Genomic DNA, 16,643 nt, shown 5'->3' with positions numbered 1-16,643 from the left:
TGTTTCTTTATAGTTGTGCCCATAATAGTTTATGAAATCCACGTGTGTCGATAATTTGCACATGTAAATGATTGTAGAAGGAAAATTTCCTTGAGTGAGTTGTCAAATTTCGAGTCGAATGAAACCCTTTCATTAAAAGACTACACAGAAAAAGCGTACTTAAATTACTCCATGTACGTTATTTTAGATCGAGCATTGCCGCATATCGGTGATGGTCTAAAACCCGTTCAGCGCCGTATTATTTATGCGATGAGCGAATTGGGACTAAAAGCCAGTGCCAAATATAAAAAATCTGCTCGTACAGTAGGGGATGTACTTGGTAAATTTCATCCTCATGGTGACAGTGCCTGCTATGAAGCTATGGTGCTCATGGCTCAACCTTTCTCATATCGATACCCTCTTGTTGATGGCCAGGGTAACTGGGGCGCGCCAGATGATCCAAAATCTTTTGCGGCCATGCGTTATACCGAATCTCGCTTGTCAAAATACGCAGATGTTTTATTAAGAGAAGTCAGCCAAGGCACAGTAGATTGGGTGCCAAACTTTGATGGTACCTTACAAGAGCCATCGGTATTGCCATCCCGTCTACCAAATTTATTACTAAATGGTACAACCGGTATTGCGGTTGGCATGGCGACGGATATTCCGCCTCATAACCTAAGAGAGATTGGCGGTGCTTGTATACATTTGTTAAATAATCCTAATGCCGAAATTGAGGATTTACTTAACTATGTTCAGGGGCCCGATTTTCCGACAGGTGGTGAAATAATCACGCCAAGAAGCGATATCGTTAAACTTTACGAAACGGGCAAGGGGCAAATTAAAGCGCGCGCACGTTTTACGATTGAAGAAGGTGAGATCGTTGTTAACGAATTGCCTCACCAGGTCTCAGGTAGCAAAATCTTAGAGCAAATTGCAGCCCAGATGCAGGCGAAGAAATTGCCCATGGTGGTGGATTTACGTGATGAATCGGATCACGAAAATCCAACTCGCTTGGTGATTGTACCTAAATCTAACCGTGTTGATATTGATGCCGTCATGACACACCTGTTTGCAACGACGGATCTTGAAAAATCCTATCGTGTAAACATGAATGTGATTGGCTTGGATGGTTTGCCTCAAGTGAAACCATTGAAAAATTTCTTATCTGAATGGTTGCGCTTCCGTATCGATGTGGTGCGCCGTCGTTTGCAATTCCGATTAGATAAGGTCATTAGTAGGCTACACATTCTGGAAGGCTTGTTAATCGCTTATTTGAATATCGATGAAGTGATTGACATTATTCGCACAGAAGATAAGCCAAAACTAGAACTGATAGCGCGTTTTGGCTTGAGCGAAACACAAGCAGAGTCGATTCTAGAATTAAAGTTACGTCACCTTGCGAAACTCGAAGAGATGCGCATCAAAGGTGAGCAAGACGAGTTGGAAAAAGAGCGTAAACATCTAGAAGGTTTGCTGGCCTCTGATCGTAAACTGAAAAAGTTAATCTCAGATGAAATCCAAGAAGCCATTGATGATTTTGGTGATGAGCGCCGAACGCCAATTGTGGCTCGTAAAGAAGCGCAAGCATTCAGTGAAGAGGATCTGTTATCAAATGATCCAATTACTGTGGTGTTATCTAAACAAGGCTGGATTCGAGCGGCAAAAGGTCATGATATTGATGTTCATGGGTTGAGTTATAAATCTGGCGATGAGTTTTTAGTCAGCACCAAGGGGCGTTCTAATCAAACATTGGTGCTGTTAGCGTCCAATGGTCGAAGCTATTCGATTAAGGCGCACACATTGCCCTCTGCACGCGGACAGGGTGAGCCTATTACAGGTCGTATCTCATTAGAAAAAGGGGCCACTATTGTTTCTGCCATATTGGACAATGAAGAAGCACATTATTTGATCGCAAGTGATGCCGGCTATGGTTTTGTCGCACAACTTAAAGATTTGTATGCCAAAAACAAAGCAGGTAAAGCAACGTTATCGTTACCACAGGGGGCTCAAGTAATGACCCCTGTATTAGTACAAAACCCTGAATCTGGACGTGTAGTAGCGATTTCGAATGAAGGTCGAATATTGGCGTTTGATGTCGCTTCTTTGCCAAAAATGGCTAAAGGAAAAGGCAATAAGATGCTCAGTATCCCAAGTGCGCGGGCTGCAGACAGAGAGGAGTTAGTCGTTGCATTAGCTTGTGTTCAACCGAATGATCTTCTTACCGCTTACGCAGGAAAACGCTTCATTTCTTTCACGGAGAAGGATTTGGAAGAATATATTGGTGAGCGTGGTCGAAGAGGGTTGAAGTTACCGAGAGGTTTTCAGCGGATTGATAGCCTTGAAGTAAAAGTGGGTGAGGGCAAGGTTGTTAAGACAGACGATCCACCAAGCCAAGAATTGTTTTAAGGGAAGAGTCGCGAAAACAAAGTCTGGAGCGGTTTTTTTAGACTTTTATTTTTATGAATCAAGTTTTCTGTGCTGCATTGATTATGTGAAATGGATTTACTTGAAATAATAGGAGAAGAATATGAAAGGTAGTAAAAAAGTCATTGATAGTTTGAATTTGCTGTTAGCGAACGAATTAGCAGCAATTGATCAGTATTTTATTCATTCGCGTATGTATGAAGATTGGGGTTTGGGCAAGTTATATGAACGCCTTAACCATGAAATGGAAGAAGAAACGCAACATTCAGATTGGTTGATTAAGCGCATACTATTTTTAGAAGGTGTGCCATGCATGACGAAACGTCGCGATTTGTTGATTGGTTCTGACGTTCGTTCCATGATGCAAAATGACTTAACGCTTGAGCTTGAAGTCGTAACCTGTGTACGTGAAGCGATCGCGGTATGTGAAACCGAAGGCGACTATCAAACTCGTGAAACGCTTGAGAAGCTATTGTTTGATACAGAAGAAGATCATGTTTATTGGTTGGAAAAACAGCTTGGCCTAATTGAAAAAATTGGTATGCAAAATTATTACCAATCGCAAATGGGTAACTAAGGAGAACGTTTATGAAAGGGAATCGTGACGTAGTTGCCAGCCTGAATAAAGTATTAGCAAATGAGCTTGTAGGTATAAATCAGTATTTTCTGCATGCTCGTATGTTTAAGGACTTCGGTTTTGAGGCACTTGATAAAGCCGATTACAAAACATCCATTCAGAAGATGAAAAACGCTGACCGTTTAATTGAGCGAGTGCTGTTTTTAGAAGGGTTGCCGAATCTGCAGGATCTTGGGCGTTTACGCATTGGCGAAAACAGCGAAGAGATGATTGCGGCTAATCTGGAATTTGAATTGGATACGTTGCCGACACTTAAAGCTGCGATTGATTTATGTGAGCAGAAAAAAGACTTTATGAGTCGTGATGCGTTGGAAAAGATTTTAGAAGAGCAAGAAGAGCAAATTGATTGGCTGGAAACTCAGCAACATCTAATTGCTAGTTCAGGAATTGAAAATTATCTTCAATCACAAATGTAATCATTCCGTTATTACAGTCATGTAATAACGGAAGCTAAGCTACTTGAACTTGAGTTTCTGCTATTTTGAGAAGCTCATTGTTCAGTATTTTTTTTGCGCACTGACAACACTTCCCACATTGACTACCAATGCTGTGCTCTTTATAAAGCTCGCGCATGGTTGTCGCACCTTCTTGGATTGATGCTTTTATTTCTCTGTCTGATACTCGATTGCAAATACAAACATACATAAATGAAAATCACTCTCAATAATATTCCAATAATGCGATTGTATTTCGAATGGTAATGATTATCAATGGGTAATAATTTATTTATTTGTAGAGTTTGATAGTTTTTATTGAGTACTTTAGAGGCGGTAGCGATAAGGCCTGCTGGTGGCCTTGGCCTTATCGCTGGTTCATTGTTGAGGGATTATTCTTTTTCAGCGATATCATTAAGTACTTTTAGGAAGGATTCAGGGGTATGAGCCCCTTGAACCATGTACTTATCATTAATGACATAAGTCGGTACTGAGTGAATGTCTAACCCACGTAGATGTTGCAGCTTTTTCTCTGTTAGTGTTTTGGCTTCAGGGCTAAGAGCATATTCAATGTCGGCTTTTTGCATGCCAATACTGAGAGATACTTCTTCTAGGATGGGTTCGGATCCTATGTCTTTGCCATCGGTGAAGTAGGCGTGGAATAAGGCCAAGACAAAGGGAGTCGCTAAATTCGCTTTTGTCGCAGCAAGCACAAATTGATGAGCCAGTTTGGTGTTTGGAATTCGGTCTTTTTCTGAAAAATTGAACTGAATACCTGCTTCAATACCAACTTGCTGTATAGCGTGCGTCGCTTCATTAAGCTTTTCTGGGCTGCCGAAACGCTCTCCTAGGTAAGTTTCTCGATCGGCACCTGATAAGGGCATGTCTGGGTGCAGCTCAAAGGGCTGCCAACGAATGTCGATTCGGTAATCGTCTCCCAATTGTTCAATGGCTTGTTTAAGGCGTGAATAGCCTAAATAACACCAGGGGCAAACGACATCTGAGATAATGTCGATACGAAGATCGGCCATGAGTTCTCCTAAAGAATTTGTAGTTTAAAGTGTTTCGTTTAATTGACGCTTAATGCAATGCATTGGCTAATTTCTGTATATGAGCGAGCACTTTCTTTATGCCAATGATTAAAGGCGGCTTGAGCTGCCTTCCACGCGGATTGGGTGTCTCGGCCTGTGGTAATAATCTCATGTTGACGTAAATAGCCTTCAACATCTTTTGTTAGCATAAAGGTGTCTTTGCCCATGGCTCTTAATGAGTAGGGGCCAGTGTTACCACCTAGGCGAGCGCCATGTTTTTTCAGATAGGCCCATAAACCAATAATGTCTTCACTTGGCCAATTTGCAATAAAATTAGAGAAGGAGCCATGACTCGCTTGGCATTCGTTGATCATTAATGCATTTTCTCTAATGGTCATTACTTTACCGAAATTACGAATGATTCGGGTGTCTTTGGCTTTTTCTTCCCACATTTCATCATGGATAAGTAGCATTTTTTCGATATCAAAGCCGAAAAAAACGGTCTCAAAGCCGGGCCATTTATTGCGAACGACTTGCCAATTAATGCCGGACTGAAAGATTTTTTGCGAAAAAGCGGCAAGCCATCTATCGTCAGGGTGTTGACTGAGTTGAGCTGTGTTTAGGGGAGTTGATAGCATGGATTCGAGTTGTTTTGCTCCGCCATGCCGAAGAGCGGCTCGGTCATAAATGGAATGGAAGAGTTCGTATTTCATCTTGGACTCCTATTTTGTGGCGCCCAGTTTATCATAAGCCTATATAATGGCTAAGCGAATAACTTGTTTGTGATTTTAGTGATGGACGCTATGTGTTTGTCCTATAATGCCAATAAATGACCCTGTCGAGAGAAGTTGAATGACACATCTAAGCGTTAATCTGAATAAAATTGGTTTACTTCGAAATTCTCGTGGAAGAGATTACCCAAACATGATTGATATGGCTGAGCGTACGCTAAAACTTGGTGCGTTTGGTATCACCATTCATCCAAGACCTGATCAGCGTCATGCGACTTATCAAGATGCCTACGACTTAAAAGTGTTATTAAAACGTTTTCCTGGTGCTGAATTGAACGTGGAAGGTTTTCCTGATGCTCAGTTCTTAAATGTGGTTTTAGAGGTAGAGCCGGATCAATGTACATTGGTGCCTGATGACCCTAATCAATTAACGTCGGATCATGGTTGGAATATTGCTAGAGACCAAGATGCATTACGTCCAGTTATTGCGAAGCTGAAAGAAAAAGGCATCCGTGTTGTTTTATTCATGGATCCAGATCCTGAAAACATGGCGCTGGCAAAGGAAGTTGGAGCGGATCGCGTTGAGCTGTATACAGAAGCTTATGCCAATGCGTTTGGTAAAGAGGGGTTTGAAGACGTTCTGTATAGGTATCAGCAAGCGGCTCAAGCGGCTTTGGATGCTGGGCTGGAAGTTAATGCAGGGCATGACTTAGATTTGAATAACGTTCAAGCTTTGTGCGAGCAAGGTCGAATCATGGAAGTATCGATTGGTCATGCGTTGACGGTTGAAGCTTTGGATCTAGGTTGGAATAACGTGGTCAAAGCTTACCTAGAAAAACTGGCTTGAGAAGTCCAAAAGCTAAGTTAGAGATCTGATGATGCAAAGTGCAAAAAGAACACGTTGTGGAGACTGTCTTTTTTTGACCGAGCAGTGTGTTTGTAAGTGGGTGCCTAAGCTTTCCACTCGTTTAAGGATCTTGATTTTGCAAGACCCTAAAGAGGCTCAACACGCCAAGAATACCGTGTCTCTTTTGTCACTTGGTTTACCGACGGTGGAATGTATCTCGATCGCAAATTCCGCGCTTTTACACGAGGTGTTGGCGCAATTGGACCCTAATAAATGGCGCTTGGTGTTTCCAATTGAAGGGGCCGCGGCCATCGAATCTATTGATAAGGAGGCTGCGGTACACATTGAGGGGTTGATTTTACTTGATGCAACCTGGCGTAAGGCGAAGAAGCTGTATTTTACTGAAAGCTTGTTGCATGCTTTTGATACGGTATGTTTTTCTCAGCCGCCGCTAGGACAATATAGCATTCGTAAGTCCCCGAATGAGGTGTCGTTATCAACCCTAGAAGCCTGCGCCTACGCTATAGAGCAAGTGGCTGGGGAGGACATGCAGCCATTAAGAGAATTTATGGTGGCGGCACAAGAGTGGCAGTGGCGTAAGCAACCTTTGAGTCATCGGCATATTAAATAACCGTGAATCGGTTATCTGAAAACAGAGAGATTTTGACCTTTATGAGTACTAAACAAACTGAAATTGAAGCGGCCGTATTGCGTCGACTTTTGAAACACCTAGATGACAATAAGTCAGTACAAAACATTGATCTAATGAATTTGGCTGGTTTTTGTCGTAACTGTTTAAGTAAGTGGTATATGGCCGAGGCTGAACAGCAAGGTGTACAGATAGACTATGATGAGGCGCGTGAGTTCGTCTATGGCGAACCTTACGAAGCTTGGAAGGCTAAGTACCAGCCTGAAGCCACAGCAGAGCAACTGGCTGCGTTTAATGCAAAGTCTAAGTCAGACAAGTAATATTGAAGTGATAAAACGATTAGGTTCGTTTTTTTCACACATAAGAAGCACCAAGCGTTTAGTTTGTGTGTTTCTTATTATGTGTTTTTTACCACATTGGTGGTTGTATGCCGATGTCTCTGAGAAATACAAAAAATTGGCTAAGGAAGCGGCTGCAGTTTACGGCGCGAGTGCTGAAAAACGTATTTTGACTTGGCGAAGGCTGATCAATGAATCTCAGTCCTTATCAATCGTTGATAAGCTTACTAAAGTTAATGATTTCTTTAATCAAATGGATTTTGTCGACGATATGACTTTATGGGGAAAAGAGGATTATTGGGCGACTCCGATAGAGTTTTTAGGAATGCAAGCGGGCGACTGTGAAGACTTTACGATCGCTAAATACTTCACGCTTAGAGAGCTTGGCGTTCCTGATGAAAATCTCCGTTTAGTATATGTTAAGGCGTTGAAGTTGAATCAACATCATATGGTTTTGGCCTACTATCTCAAGCCAACCTCTGTCCCAGTCGTGCTTGATAATTTAGATAAAGAACTAAAACCGGCGACGCAGCGGAAGGATCTGTTGCCTATTTATTCCTTTAATGCAGAAAACCTTTGGCTTTCAAAAGAAAAAGGGCGTGGTGTATTGGTTGGTGGCTCTTCGCGGTTGAGCTTGTGGACAGATTTAAATAATCGTTTTAAAACGATGACAAATTAGGAGAAATTGGATGACGCTGTTTCGCCAATTAATGATGACGATTGTTGCCATATTTTCATTGATGCTTGCTGTTGTGATGGGAATTAATTTTAACACCACAAAAGGTTATTTAATTGGGCAACTGGAGTCGACGACTCAAGATTCAGCGACGTCTCTAAGTATGTCGGTATCGGACTTTATGGCTTTAGAGGACTATGCCTCGGTACAAAGCAGTATTAATGCCGTGTTTGATAGTGGGTATTTCTCAGAGGTAAAAATTCATGTTTACGATACTGACAAGAATATTGTTCGTTCCAATAAAACTAAAATTGATGGTGTTCCAGCTTGGTTCATTGACCTGATTGACTTTAAGGTGCCCGTGGCTAAAGCGATTATATCAAATGGCTGGAATGAGCTTGGGCAAGTCTACATCACTGGCAGTGCCGGATATGCTTATAATCAGCTTTGGCTGGCTTCTCGTGATTTGTTAATTTCGTTTTTTATCATCGGTGCAGTGACTCTTGTTTCGGGAGGTATTGCGCTTCGTTATTTGTTTCGTCCCTTGGCTGAGCTTGAAAAACAAGCCGAAGCTATTCAGCAGCGTCGTTTTACTAAAATGACTAAGATTCCTAAAACAAGAGAGCTAAAGTCGGTCGTTTTATCAATGAACCGCATGGCAGATAAACTAGAAAAAGAGTTTGCCTCAGAGTTAGAAACAGCTAAATGGTTGCAAGCAAAAGCATTTAAAGACCCGGTTAGTGGCCTTGGAAACAGGCACTTTTTTGAAAGTCAGATCAAGTCACATTTCTCCGCCCGAGAACGTGGTATTGATGGCTTAGTGTTAATTAACTTGGCAGATTTAGCTAAGTTAAATAATGAATATGGGTATGAGTCGGCGGATATTTTTATTCAATCCGCTGCGGATATTTTAAGCGCAAAAGTAGCGTCACTGTCCTCCGTTGCGACGTTAGCACGTTTATCTGGCGCAGATTTTGTCTTGTTAATTCCAGATATCGGTCATGAAGACCTTAAGCAAGTGGTCGACGAAATTTTAGAGGAACTCGTGGAACTGAGCACTGCTAGCATCAGCTACTCTCAGTCTGTTGCTAATATTGGCGCGATCTCCATTGACGGCAGTATTGAGTTATCAGGTGCTATGTCTCGAGCGGATGCCGCATTGCGTGAGGCGAAGCGCGAAGGGATGAATACCTCCAAGGTTTATGATCTCAATGCGAGCCAAAATATGACCCTAAACAGAACGGCGTGGAAGGAGATTTTAGAGTCCGCCATTGCTGAGTCTGCTTTTCATTTGAAAAAACAAATAGTGGCTTCATTAGAAGATTCGTCTGATGTTCTTCATGAAGAAGTATTTATGGGACTCACTTATAAAGGTAAAGAGTATCATGCTGGTTATTTTATCAGCTTAGCTGAACAGTTCGATTTGGCGAGCGGTATTGATAAGGTCATTATCACCCGCGTTATTGAATACATTAAAAGTAAGGACTTGGGCGTTCCTTTAACAGTAAATTTGTCTGCTTCTTCATATGGCAAACCCGATTTTATTGAGTGGTTGAATAAGACCTTGAGTGTACTTAGCTCTGACATTAAAAATAAGTTGATGTTTGAAATATCTGAGCGGAATGTGTTGAATGAAGAAGAGCAGGCTAATGCTCTGGCTCAAATGTTAAGAGCCCAGAATGTTTTATTTGGTATAGATAATGTCGGCAAACAGTTCTCGGCTTTTCAATACTTGCAAACTCTTATGCCAAACTATGTGAAAGTAGATGCATCTTATACACGCATGGCAGCAGGAAAAGAATCTGATGCTTTCTTTATGCATACCCTTTGTAAGATGTTTAGCAGCTTAAATATAGATGTCATCGCAACGGGCATTGAAAACGAAGCACAACTATCGGCCTTGAAACGTTTTGATGTTACAGGTGGGCAAGGTTTCCTAGTGGGGCGTGCGCAAGATATGTAGGTTTCTTGCTACCTATCTTGCTGAAATGCTTAGATGGTGTATTTAAGCATTTAAATCAAAGCATCTTCATCATCACCGCCGATAGGGTAATGATCAATCATTAGCCCTTCATCATTGCCACTATGAACCTCACGCACCCATTTTCTTCCTAGTAGCTTTTTCTGTGCCGCTAGAGGTAACTCTGTAAATTGAATCAATCTTTTTTCTGTCAACAGGTCGACAAGGTCTTCTAGTATCCTCATCATGTCTGAATCTGAACTTTCGAGTATTTTTTGAGTACTAGCATGGGATGAAGTGAATTTTTTTTCGAGGATGCGAGCAACGGTCGGGTCATTTGGCGCAACTAACAATTTAAATTCGTCAGATTGTGATGTGGCGACATCAATAATTACGCCTTTGTCATCGACTTTTGCATATAGCATATTGATTTCCTTCTATGTTTCAATTTGTACTAGAGTGGTTCTTAGCTTCCCATATTACTTAATAAACACTATTCTAGGCTATAGCCAGTTTTCTGTTGGTTTGTAACCATGTTTCCAGTAGGTTTAGGAGAATATAGAGTATGTCTGACTCTGATCGTTCAGAACAGAGCTCTTCGTCACCTTTAGACAATGATTCTTATGAACAGAATGAAGTTGTTAATGAATCAGATGAAGCTGTAACTAAAAATGAAAATCAAGAGGCTTTAAAAGCCACGTCCGCACAATGGAATACGCAGGGCACTTCGTTGGAGTATCCTGATCCTCTATTGGATTGCTTGGTATTATTAAGTAAATATTTTCATAACCCTTTTACTGCAGATGGCATCTCTGCAGGTTTGCCTATTACTGATAATGCAATGACGCCAGCACTTTTCCAACGTGCTGCTAAGCGAATAGGTATTAGTGCTCGCTTTGTTAAACGTCCTTTAGCAAAAATTCCTGACATGGTGCTCCCCGCTGTGCTTTTATTAAAAGACCAGCAGGCTTGTATTTTGCTGGAGTTTAATAAAGAAAACGGAACAGCGAAGATACTCCGCCCTGAATCCGGAGAAGGTGAACTTGTTCTTTCTGTGGATCAACTTGCAGAATCTTTCACGGGATATTGCTTTTTTGTTCGTCCGTTATACCAATTTGATAAGCGCTCAGAAAAAAACGACGAAGAAGAGAATAAAAAAAGCCATTGGTTTTGGGGGACTGTTGTCAGTTCTTGGCGAATTTATCGGGATGTTTTTATTGCCTCTTTACTCATTAACATCTTTGCAGTAGCCAGCCCTTTATTTGTGATGAATGTTTATGATCGAGTGGTGCCAAATAATGCCTTTGATACGCTCTGGGTGTTGGCTATTGGTGCCGCTGTTGTGTATCTGTTTGATTTTTTATTGAGAACGCTACGCGCTTATTTTATTGATATTGCTGGTAAAAAGTCCGACATACTAATTTCAGCGGCCATTTTTTCTAAAGTGAATAACATTACAATGGCGTCAAGGCCTAAGTCTGTTGGTGCCTTTGCTAAAAACCTTCAGGAATTCGAAAGTATTCGAGACTTTATTACTTCAGCATCGATAACCACTCTGGTCGATATCCCGTTTATGTTTTTGATTATTGGTGTGATATGGCTGATTGGTGGTCCGGTTGGTTACATTCCTATTATCACCATTTTCCTGATTGTTCTTTATAGCATTATCATCCAAATTCCGTTGCGAAGGTCGATTGAGGAGAGTCAAAAGACTGCCTCGCAAAAGAATGCAGTATTGATTGAGAGTTTATACAACGCGGAAAGTGTCAAGTTGAATAACGCTGAAGGAGTGATGCAAAAGCAATGGGAAAGTGCGGTTGGTAATATTGCTGATTGGGGAGTGAAAACGCGTCAGTTATCTCAGTCTTCATCCTCTTTTGCCATGGTAGCGCAACAGCTTACAACCGTTATCATTGTGATTGTTGGGGTATATCAAATATCTGAAGGCAATATGAGTATGGGGGCTCTGGTGGCTTCGGTGATGCTAACAGGGAGGGCGCTTGGTCCAATGGCGCAAGTGGCCAGTCTAGCAACACGTTATAACCAAGCAAAATCGGCTTTCACTTCGCTTAACGAAATCATGTCCTCGCCAGTTGAAAAACCTGATAACGTGAAATTTGTTCATCGTCCTTTATTTAAGGGGGATTTTCAGTTTGAAGGAGTAAACTTCTCTTATCCAGAGCAAGAGCAAGCGGCTGTAAGTGCGATTAATATTAACATTAAGGCAGGGGAAAAAGTCGCTATTATTGGTCGGATTGGCTCAGGAAAGTCGACACTTGGCAAGCTCATGACTGGCCTATATACGCCTGACAGTGGAGCGATAAGAATTGATGGTGTGGATTTGCGTCAAGTGAATCCAACCGATTTACGTCGTAATGTTGGCTCTGTGTCGCAAGACGTTAATTTATTCTATGGCTCGATTAAGGATAATATCGTCATGGGTGTGCCTTATATGGAAGATGATGCCATCATTCGAGCAGCGGATTTATCTGGTGTTTCAGAGTTTGCTAATCGTAAACCGAGTGGTTTAGACAGTATTGTTGGTGAGCGTGGCGCTTCACTATCAGGAGGCCAGCGTCAAAGTATTGCCATTGCTAGGGCATTATTATTTGATCCACCTATTTTGATTTTAGATGAACCCACGGCTTCAATGGATAACACCACAGAGTCTCGAATGAAGCGTCGGTTAATAGATGGAATTAAAGACAAGACTTTAATTCTGATTACGCATAAGGCCTCAATGCTGGACATGGTAGATAGAATTATCGTTATGGATAATGGTCGATTAATTGCAGATGGTCCAAAAGCGCAGGTACATGAGGCGCTTCGTCAAGGCAAATTGAAGGTTAGCTAATGAGTAAAAAGCCGATATCGCAACAAGATTTAGAATATTTAACAGATCGAAATGCTGCTTTGATGCTAAAAACACCGCGTGGTGGTCGAATTATCCTTTGGGTGATTTTTCTTTTTATCTCATCAGCTTTAGTGTGGGCTTACTATACGTCACTGGATGAGGTAACGGTGGGCGAAGGCAAGGTGATTCCTTCCAGCCAAGTGCAACAAATTCAAAACCTAGAAGGTGGGATTCTTAAAGAAATTAATGTCAAAGTGGGTCAGGTAGTCGATACGGATCAGGTATTAATGACCATTGAAAATACTGAAGCCGTTTCTTCACTGCGTGAACAGCAAGCTGAATCGATCAATTTGCAAGTTCGTGCTACGCGTTTGCAAGCTGAATCGTACGGTAAAAAACCTGAATTTGATCCTGAAATAAAAAAAGAGCATCCCTCTGTTGTGAGTCGCGAATTAGACTTATACAACAATCGATTAGAATCTTTACGAACAAATCAGTCATCATTTCAGCAGCAGATAGAGCAGAAAAAACAGGAAATTGTTGAGTTAGAAGCTAAGCGAGACAATTTGAAGAAGAGTTATAAATTTTCGAAAGAAGAGCTGAATTTAACACGACCAGCGTTTGAACAAGGTGCTGTTTCTAGGGTAGAGCTGCTTCAGCTAGAGAGAGATGTAAATCAATTGCAAGGGGATTTAGAAGCTACAGAACTTGCTATTCCACGTGCCCGTTCCGCTTTAAAAGAAGCACAAAGTAATTTACAGCAGAGTGAAGCGAAATTTCGAGCGGATGCGCAAGAAGATTTGACCAAAGTAAAAAGCAAATTAGACCAGCTAAAAGAATCAAATGTTTCTCTTGAAGATAAGGTATCAAGAACCCAAGTTCGCTCTCCTGTTAAGGGTATCGTTAAGCAAATTCAAATTAATACCGTCGGTGGTGTTATCCGGCCTGGGATGAATTTGCTTGAAATCGTACCAATAGAGGATTCGCTCTTAATAGAAGCCAAAGTACGCCCAGAAAACATTGGTTTTATTAAGCCTAGTTTGAGTGCCGTGGTGAAATTATCAGCCTACGATTTTGCAATTTTTGGTGGTTTGCATGGTGTGGTTGAAAACATCAGTGCCGATACAATTTTAGATGAGGAAGGCAACAGTTTTTATTTAGTCCGTGTAAGAACGGATAAAAACTATCTAGGTACAAAAGAGTCACCTTTACCTATTATTCCTGGTATGCAGGCAAGTGTAGATATTATTACAGGTAAGAAAACCCTGTTGGATTATTTATTAAAACCGATTTTAAAGGCAAAACAGAATGCGTTGCGTGAGAGATAATTACAAATTTATTTTCTAATGTAATCAATGTTAACAAATGTTAACAATTCGCTATTATTTGCTGGTTAAAATGGTCGCATCGAACTTGATAGGACGAGGATTATTTTGAATATTTTGTGTTTGAATACGGACGATGCAGTATGGAAACATTGGAATCAGGTTACTTCCGAGCAAAGTTCTTTAGTAAGAGCTATGGCCTTTGATGAAGTACGCAAAATATTAGAAGACACTTTTCTTGTTTTTTCATATTGCTTTATTTATCTCGAAGACTCTTTGCTTTCAGAACAGGTTGAGGAGGTTGTTGCCTTGTCTACTGACTTTCCTGAACTGAAAATTATTGTTTTTCCGAATCAGCTGAATCAAGCGGCTTCTTTGACGCTTTTTTCCGCTGGGGTGAGTGGGCAATGTGCACCTTATATAGGGAAGGAACAGCTTTCTTTAGTCTTGTCAGTTGTGGACTCAGGTGAAATTTGGGGGGGTAAGGCATTCATCCAACAGCTGATTATGCAATCGGTTGTCCCCACTGAGATTCAAAATGATGAATTGGAAGAGTTATCTGAGCGAGAGTTAAGTGTTGCTCAGTTTATTTCAAAAGGTTTATCTAATAAACAAATAGCCAAAGAAATGGATATTACTGAGCGAACAGTGAAAGCTCATTTAACTTCCATTTTCAAAAAAACGAAAACGAAAGATAGATTGGCATTAGCCTTGTTAGCCCAGTCTCGGTATGGTGTGCATTAATTTAGATCGTTAATAATATTTTCTTGCACTACTTTTGTTCGACTTTATCATCTTCATAATGTTTTTTAGTTAATTCGTCTAAAAAACTCTATTTCTAACCTAATTATTCCAATAAATTGTGTGTCCTAATGGCGCACATCTTGCATTTTCTAATTACGACACTTTATGTTTGTTTATGAGAATGCACCATGTCAGCTCCCCCTGAAAAAGAATTAACCGTGATGCTTGTGGATAATGAGCCTGCAAGGGCTGCCATTGTAGAACAAGCCATGATAGATAGTGGTTACCGTGTTATTAGACGGCTGGAGAATGCGAAAAACCTCACGGAAGCGGTTACTGAATGCCAGCCAGATATGGTCATTATTGATATCGAATCTCCTGATCGCGATATGTTAGAAAATATGTCTCGACTTACCAAAGATAACCCTCGTCCTATTGTTATGTTCGCTGAAGAAGATGATTCCCGGCACGTGGAAGCGGCTATTCGCGCTGGTGTGAGTGCTTATGTCGTGGATGGCGTTAATAGCGGCAGCGTCAAAGCTTTGCTGCAAGTTGCCATTGCGCGGTTTCGAGAGTTCCAAGCATTAAGGATGGAGTTGGACTCTGTAAAAAGCCAACTTGAAGACCGTAAGCTGATAGAAAAAGCAAAGGGGCTGATCATGAAGCATCAACAATGTGATGAACCCGCAGCCTATAAAGCACTGCGAAAACTCGCTATGGATCGCAGTCAGCGAATGACGGATGTTGCTCGAAATATCATCTCTGTTATGGAATTAATGGGAGGTTCAAAGTGAACCTGACACAGTCAAATACTATTATTCAAACTAGCGAGCCTGTCCGCATCGGATTTATTCCGCTTATCGATTGTGCGCCTTTTGTTATTGCTCAAGAAAAAGGTTTTTTCATCCAAGAAGGCGTGGAAGTGGTGTTATCTAAAGAGGCGTCTTGGGCAAGTATTCGCGATAAAGTTGCCTTTAGTTTACTGGATGGTGCACATATGTTGGCGTCTATGCCGATTGCCGCCAGTTTAGGTATTGGCACTATTAAGACGGCTATGCAGACGAGTTTTACTGTCAGTCATAATGGTAACGGCATCACGATAGGAAATGCCTTGTATGAAGAGTTGCAGCATTATGCTGAGTCTTCTACTGATATCCGCAGTGGAATAGCGCTTAAAAGACTGCTCGATGCGCGAAGTATGGATGCCGACCCATTGCGTTTTGCCATGGTTTACCCTTATTCATCCCATAATTATCAATTGCGAGACTGGCTAAGCCGAGCCGGAATTGATTCCGATAAAGATGTGCAAATAGTTGTTGTTCCACCCGTAAAAATGCTCGATAGCTTAAAATCCGGTGATATTGATGGTTATTGCGTGGGAGAGCCATGGAACAGCCTTGCAGTAGAGCAAGGGGTGGGGCACATGCTCGTGACAGGTTATGAGATATGGGGAAGTACTCCTGAAAAAGTGTTTGGCGTAAATTCCGCATGGGCTGAACAGAATCCGGAAGTGCATTTATCAATTATTAGAGCGTTAGAAAAAGCGTGTTTATGGGTTGATGAGCCAAGTAATCAAACGGAATTACTTAGTATTTTAAGCCATCCAGATTATTTGAATTGTACGTTAGAACAACTGGTGTACGGATTTAGTGCCATTAAGCCAAAAGGCCAATTTGATTGGCCGATGAAAGCCTATCAGCGCTTTTCAGGTCATGAAATTAATAAGCCTTTGCCAAGTTATGCTTTGTGGATCATGGCGCAAATGCATCGCTGGCATCAATTGGGGGATATTAAGACGCTGAATACAATTGCAGAGCAGGTTTATCGTCAGGATCTTTACTTTAAAGCTTTGGGGCTAATAGGAGAAAAAGATCATATGAGTTGGCATTTATCGGCCGACGATGAATCTGGTTGGTTGGAGGCCGTGGCGTCTGGAAAGATACGATTGCACCCCGATGGTATTTTGAGTGGTTTTATAAAGTAATCAATCTGAGATGGGTGTCTTATTTTG

Annotated in this window: 17 protein-coding genes; 13 read left to right on the top strand and 4 right to left on the bottom strand. The window is 41.3% G+C overall.

All coding sequences use genetic code 11. The features are described 5' to 3' along the window. The first annotated feature begins 90 nt into the window (after positions 1-90). The 3 genes from parC (at position 91) to bfr (C0J08_RS13445) (ending at position 3,459) form a co-directional block, all read left to right on the top strand. Positions 91-2,388 carry a DNA topoisomerase IV subunit A gene (gene parC, locus C0J08_RS13455; protein ID WP_212652452.1) on the top strand — a complete coding sequence of 766 codons (2,298 nt, stop codon included), beginning with the start codon at positions 91-93 and terminating at the stop codon, positions 2,386-2,388. 121 nt (positions 2,389-2,509) lie between these two features. Continuing rightward, positions 2,510-2,983 (top strand): bacterioferritin, encoded by a 474-nt coding sequence (gene bfr / locus C0J08_RS13450; RefSeq protein WP_212652451.1) that lies wholly within the window; start codon positions 2,510-2,512, stop codon positions 2,981-2,983. Positions 2,984-2,994: 11 nt separating this feature from the next. After that, positions 2,995-3,459: a bacterioferritin gene (gene bfr, locus C0J08_RS13445; protein ID WP_212652450.1), complete on the top strand. Its 465-nt coding sequence runs from the start codon at positions 2,995-2,997 to the stop codon at positions 3,457-3,459. Between the two features lie 34 nt (positions 3,460-3,493). Here the strand turns inward: bfr (C0J08_RS13445) and C0J08_RS13440 are convergent, their stop codons facing one another. From C0J08_RS13440 to C0J08_RS13430, 3 genes are all read right to left on the bottom strand, one after another. Further along, the gene (locus C0J08_RS13440; RefSeq protein WP_212652449.1) at positions 3,494-3,688 is read right to left on the bottom strand and encodes a (2Fe-2S)-binding protein; all 195 of its coding nucleotides are present in this window, start codon (positions 3,686-3,688) and stop codon (positions 3,494-3,496) included. 181 nt (positions 3,689-3,869) lie between these two features. Beyond that, positions 3,870-4,508, bottom strand: coding sequence for a DsbA family oxidoreductase (locus C0J08_RS13435; RefSeq protein ID WP_212652448.1), 639 nt, complete (start codon positions 4,506-4,508; stop codon positions 3,870-3,872). Between the two features lie 38 nt (positions 4,509-4,546). After that, a complete protein-coding gene (locus tag C0J08_RS13430) occupies positions 4,547-5,221 on the bottom strand; it encodes a DNA-3-methyladenine glycosylase I (RefSeq protein ID WP_212652447.1) in 675 nt (224 codons plus the stop codon). Between the two features lie 139 nt (positions 5,222-5,360). Between C0J08_RS13430 and C0J08_RS13425 the strand changes: the two genes are divergently transcribed. The 5 genes from C0J08_RS13425 to C0J08_RS13405 are packed head-to-tail and all read left to right on the top strand — an operon-like array spanning position 5,361 to position 9,712. Continuing rightward, positions 5,361-6,086 carry a pyridoxine 5'-phosphate synthase gene (locus C0J08_RS13425; RefSeq protein WP_212652446.1) on the top strand — a complete coding sequence of 242 codons (726 nt, stop codon included), beginning with the start codon at positions 5,361-5,363 and terminating at the stop codon, positions 6,084-6,086. A gap of 28 nt (positions 6,087-6,114) precedes the next feature. Next, entirely contained in the window at positions 6,115-6,717 is a 603-nt protein-coding gene (locus C0J08_RS13420) for a tRNA-uridine aminocarboxypropyltransferase (protein WP_349304772.1), read from the top strand. A 41-nt stretch (positions 6,718-6,758) separates the two neighbouring features. Then, positions 6,759-7,055, top strand: coding sequence for a DUF1244 domain-containing protein (locus C0J08_RS13415; RefSeq protein ID WP_212652445.1), 297 nt, complete (start codon positions 6,759-6,761; stop codon positions 7,053-7,055). Between the two features lie 7 nt (positions 7,056-7,062). Then, complete coding sequence (locus C0J08_RS13410; RefSeq protein ID WP_249344288.1) at positions 7,063-7,752, top strand: transglutaminase-like cysteine peptidase; 690 nt, start codon at positions 7,063-7,065, stop codon at positions 7,750-7,752. Between the two features lie 10 nt (positions 7,753-7,762). After that, positions 7,763-9,712 (top strand): bifunctional diguanylate cyclase/phosphodiesterase, encoded by a 1,950-nt coding sequence (locus C0J08_RS13405; RefSeq protein ID WP_212652444.1) that lies wholly within the window; start codon positions 7,763-7,765, stop codon positions 9,710-9,712. 50 nt (positions 9,713-9,762) lie between these two features. Here the strand turns inward: C0J08_RS13405 and C0J08_RS13400 are convergent, their stop codons facing one another. Further along, positions 9,763-10,134 (bottom strand): hypothetical protein, encoded by a 372-nt coding sequence (locus C0J08_RS13400; RefSeq protein WP_212652443.1) that lies wholly within the window; start codon positions 10,132-10,134, stop codon positions 9,763-9,765. Positions 10,135-10,274: 140 nt separating this feature from the next. Here C0J08_RS13400 and C0J08_RS13395 point away from each other — a divergent pair, with 140 nt between their 5' ends. The 5 genes from C0J08_RS13395 (at position 10,275) to C0J08_RS13375 (ending at position 16,616) form a co-directional block, all read left to right on the top strand. After that, on the top strand, positions 10,275-12,563 hold the full coding sequence (locus C0J08_RS13395) for a type I secretion system permease/ATPase (protein WP_212652442.1): 2,289 nt from the start codon (positions 10,275-10,277) through the stop codon (positions 12,561-12,563). Then, a complete protein-coding gene (locus C0J08_RS13390) occupies positions 12,563-13,891 on the top strand; it encodes an HlyD family type I secretion periplasmic adaptor subunit (RefSeq protein WP_212652441.1) in 1,329 nt (442 codons plus the stop codon). Before C0J08_RS13395 ends, C0J08_RS13390 begins: the two co-directional genes overlap by 1 nt. Before the next feature lie 105 nt (positions 13,892-13,996). Then, positions 13,997-14,632, top strand: a complete 636-nt coding sequence (locus C0J08_RS13385; RefSeq protein WP_212652440.1) for a helix-turn-helix domain-containing protein — start codon at positions 13,997-13,999, stop codon at positions 14,630-14,632. A 188-nt stretch (positions 14,633-14,820) separates the two neighbouring features. After that, complete coding sequence (locus C0J08_RS13380) at positions 14,821-15,426, top strand: ANTAR domain-containing response regulator (protein ID WP_212652439.1); 606 nt, start codon at positions 14,821-14,823, stop codon at positions 15,424-15,426. Further along, complete coding sequence (locus tag C0J08_RS13375) at positions 15,423-16,616, top strand: CmpA/NrtA family ABC transporter substrate-binding protein (protein ID WP_212652438.1); 1,194 nt, start codon at positions 15,423-15,425, stop codon at positions 16,614-16,616. Before C0J08_RS13380 ends, C0J08_RS13375 begins: the two co-directional genes overlap by 4 nt. Positions 16,617-16,643 lie beyond the last annotated feature (27 nt).

The organism is Marinomonas sp. CT5, from assembly GCF_018336975.1.
Lineage (GTDB): Bacteria > Pseudomonadota > Gammaproteobacteria > Pseudomonadales > Marinomonadaceae > Marinomonas.
This window is presented reverse-complemented; position numbering and strand designations above follow the sequence as displayed.

Coding starts and splice junctions, on each gene's coding strand:
- C0J08_RS13430 (WP_212652447.1), bottom strand. CDS start 5,221: ATGAAATACGAACTCTTCCATTCCATTTATGACCGAGCCGCTCTTCGG.
- C0J08_RS13420 (WP_349304772.1), top strand. CDS start 6,115: ATGATGCAAAGTGCAAAAAGAACACGTTGTGGAGACTGTCTTTTTTTG.
- C0J08_RS13435 (WP_212652448.1), bottom strand. CDS start 4,508: ATGGCCGATCTTCGTATCGACATTATCTCAGATGTCGTTTGCCCCTGG.
- bfr (WP_212652451.1), top strand. CDS start 2,510: ATGAAAGGTAGTAAAAAAGTCATTGATAGTTTGAATTTGCTGTTAGCG.
- C0J08_RS13415 (WP_212652445.1), top strand. CDS start 6,759: ATGAGTACTAAACAAACTGAAATTGAAGCGGCCGTATTGCGTCGACTT.
- C0J08_RS13395 (WP_212652442.1), top strand. CDS start 10,275: ATGTCTGACTCTGATCGTTCAGAACAGAGCTCTTCGTCACCTTTAGAC.
- C0J08_RS13425 (WP_212652446.1), top strand. CDS start 5,361: ATGACACATCTAAGCGTTAATCTGAATAAAATTGGTTTACTTCGAAAT.
- C0J08_RS13400 (WP_212652443.1), bottom strand. CDS start 10,134: ATGCTATATGCAAAAGTCGATGACAAAGGCGTAATTATTGATGTCGCC.
- bfr (WP_212652450.1), top strand. CDS start 2,995: ATGAAAGGGAATCGTGACGTAGTTGCCAGCCTGAATAAAGTATTAGCA.
- C0J08_RS13405 (WP_212652444.1), top strand. CDS start 7,763: ATGACGCTGTTTCGCCAATTAATGATGACGATTGTTGCCATATTTTCA.
- C0J08_RS13380 (WP_212652439.1), top strand. CDS start 14,821: ATGTCAGCTCCCCCTGAAAAAGAATTAACCGTGATGCTTGTGGATAAT.
- C0J08_RS13390 (WP_212652441.1), top strand. CDS start 12,563: ATGAGTAAAAAGCCGATATCGCAACAAGATTTAGAATATTTAACAGAT.
- C0J08_RS13440 (WP_212652449.1), bottom strand. CDS start 3,688: ATGTATGTTTGTATTTGCAATCGAGTATCAGACAGAGAAATAAAAGCA.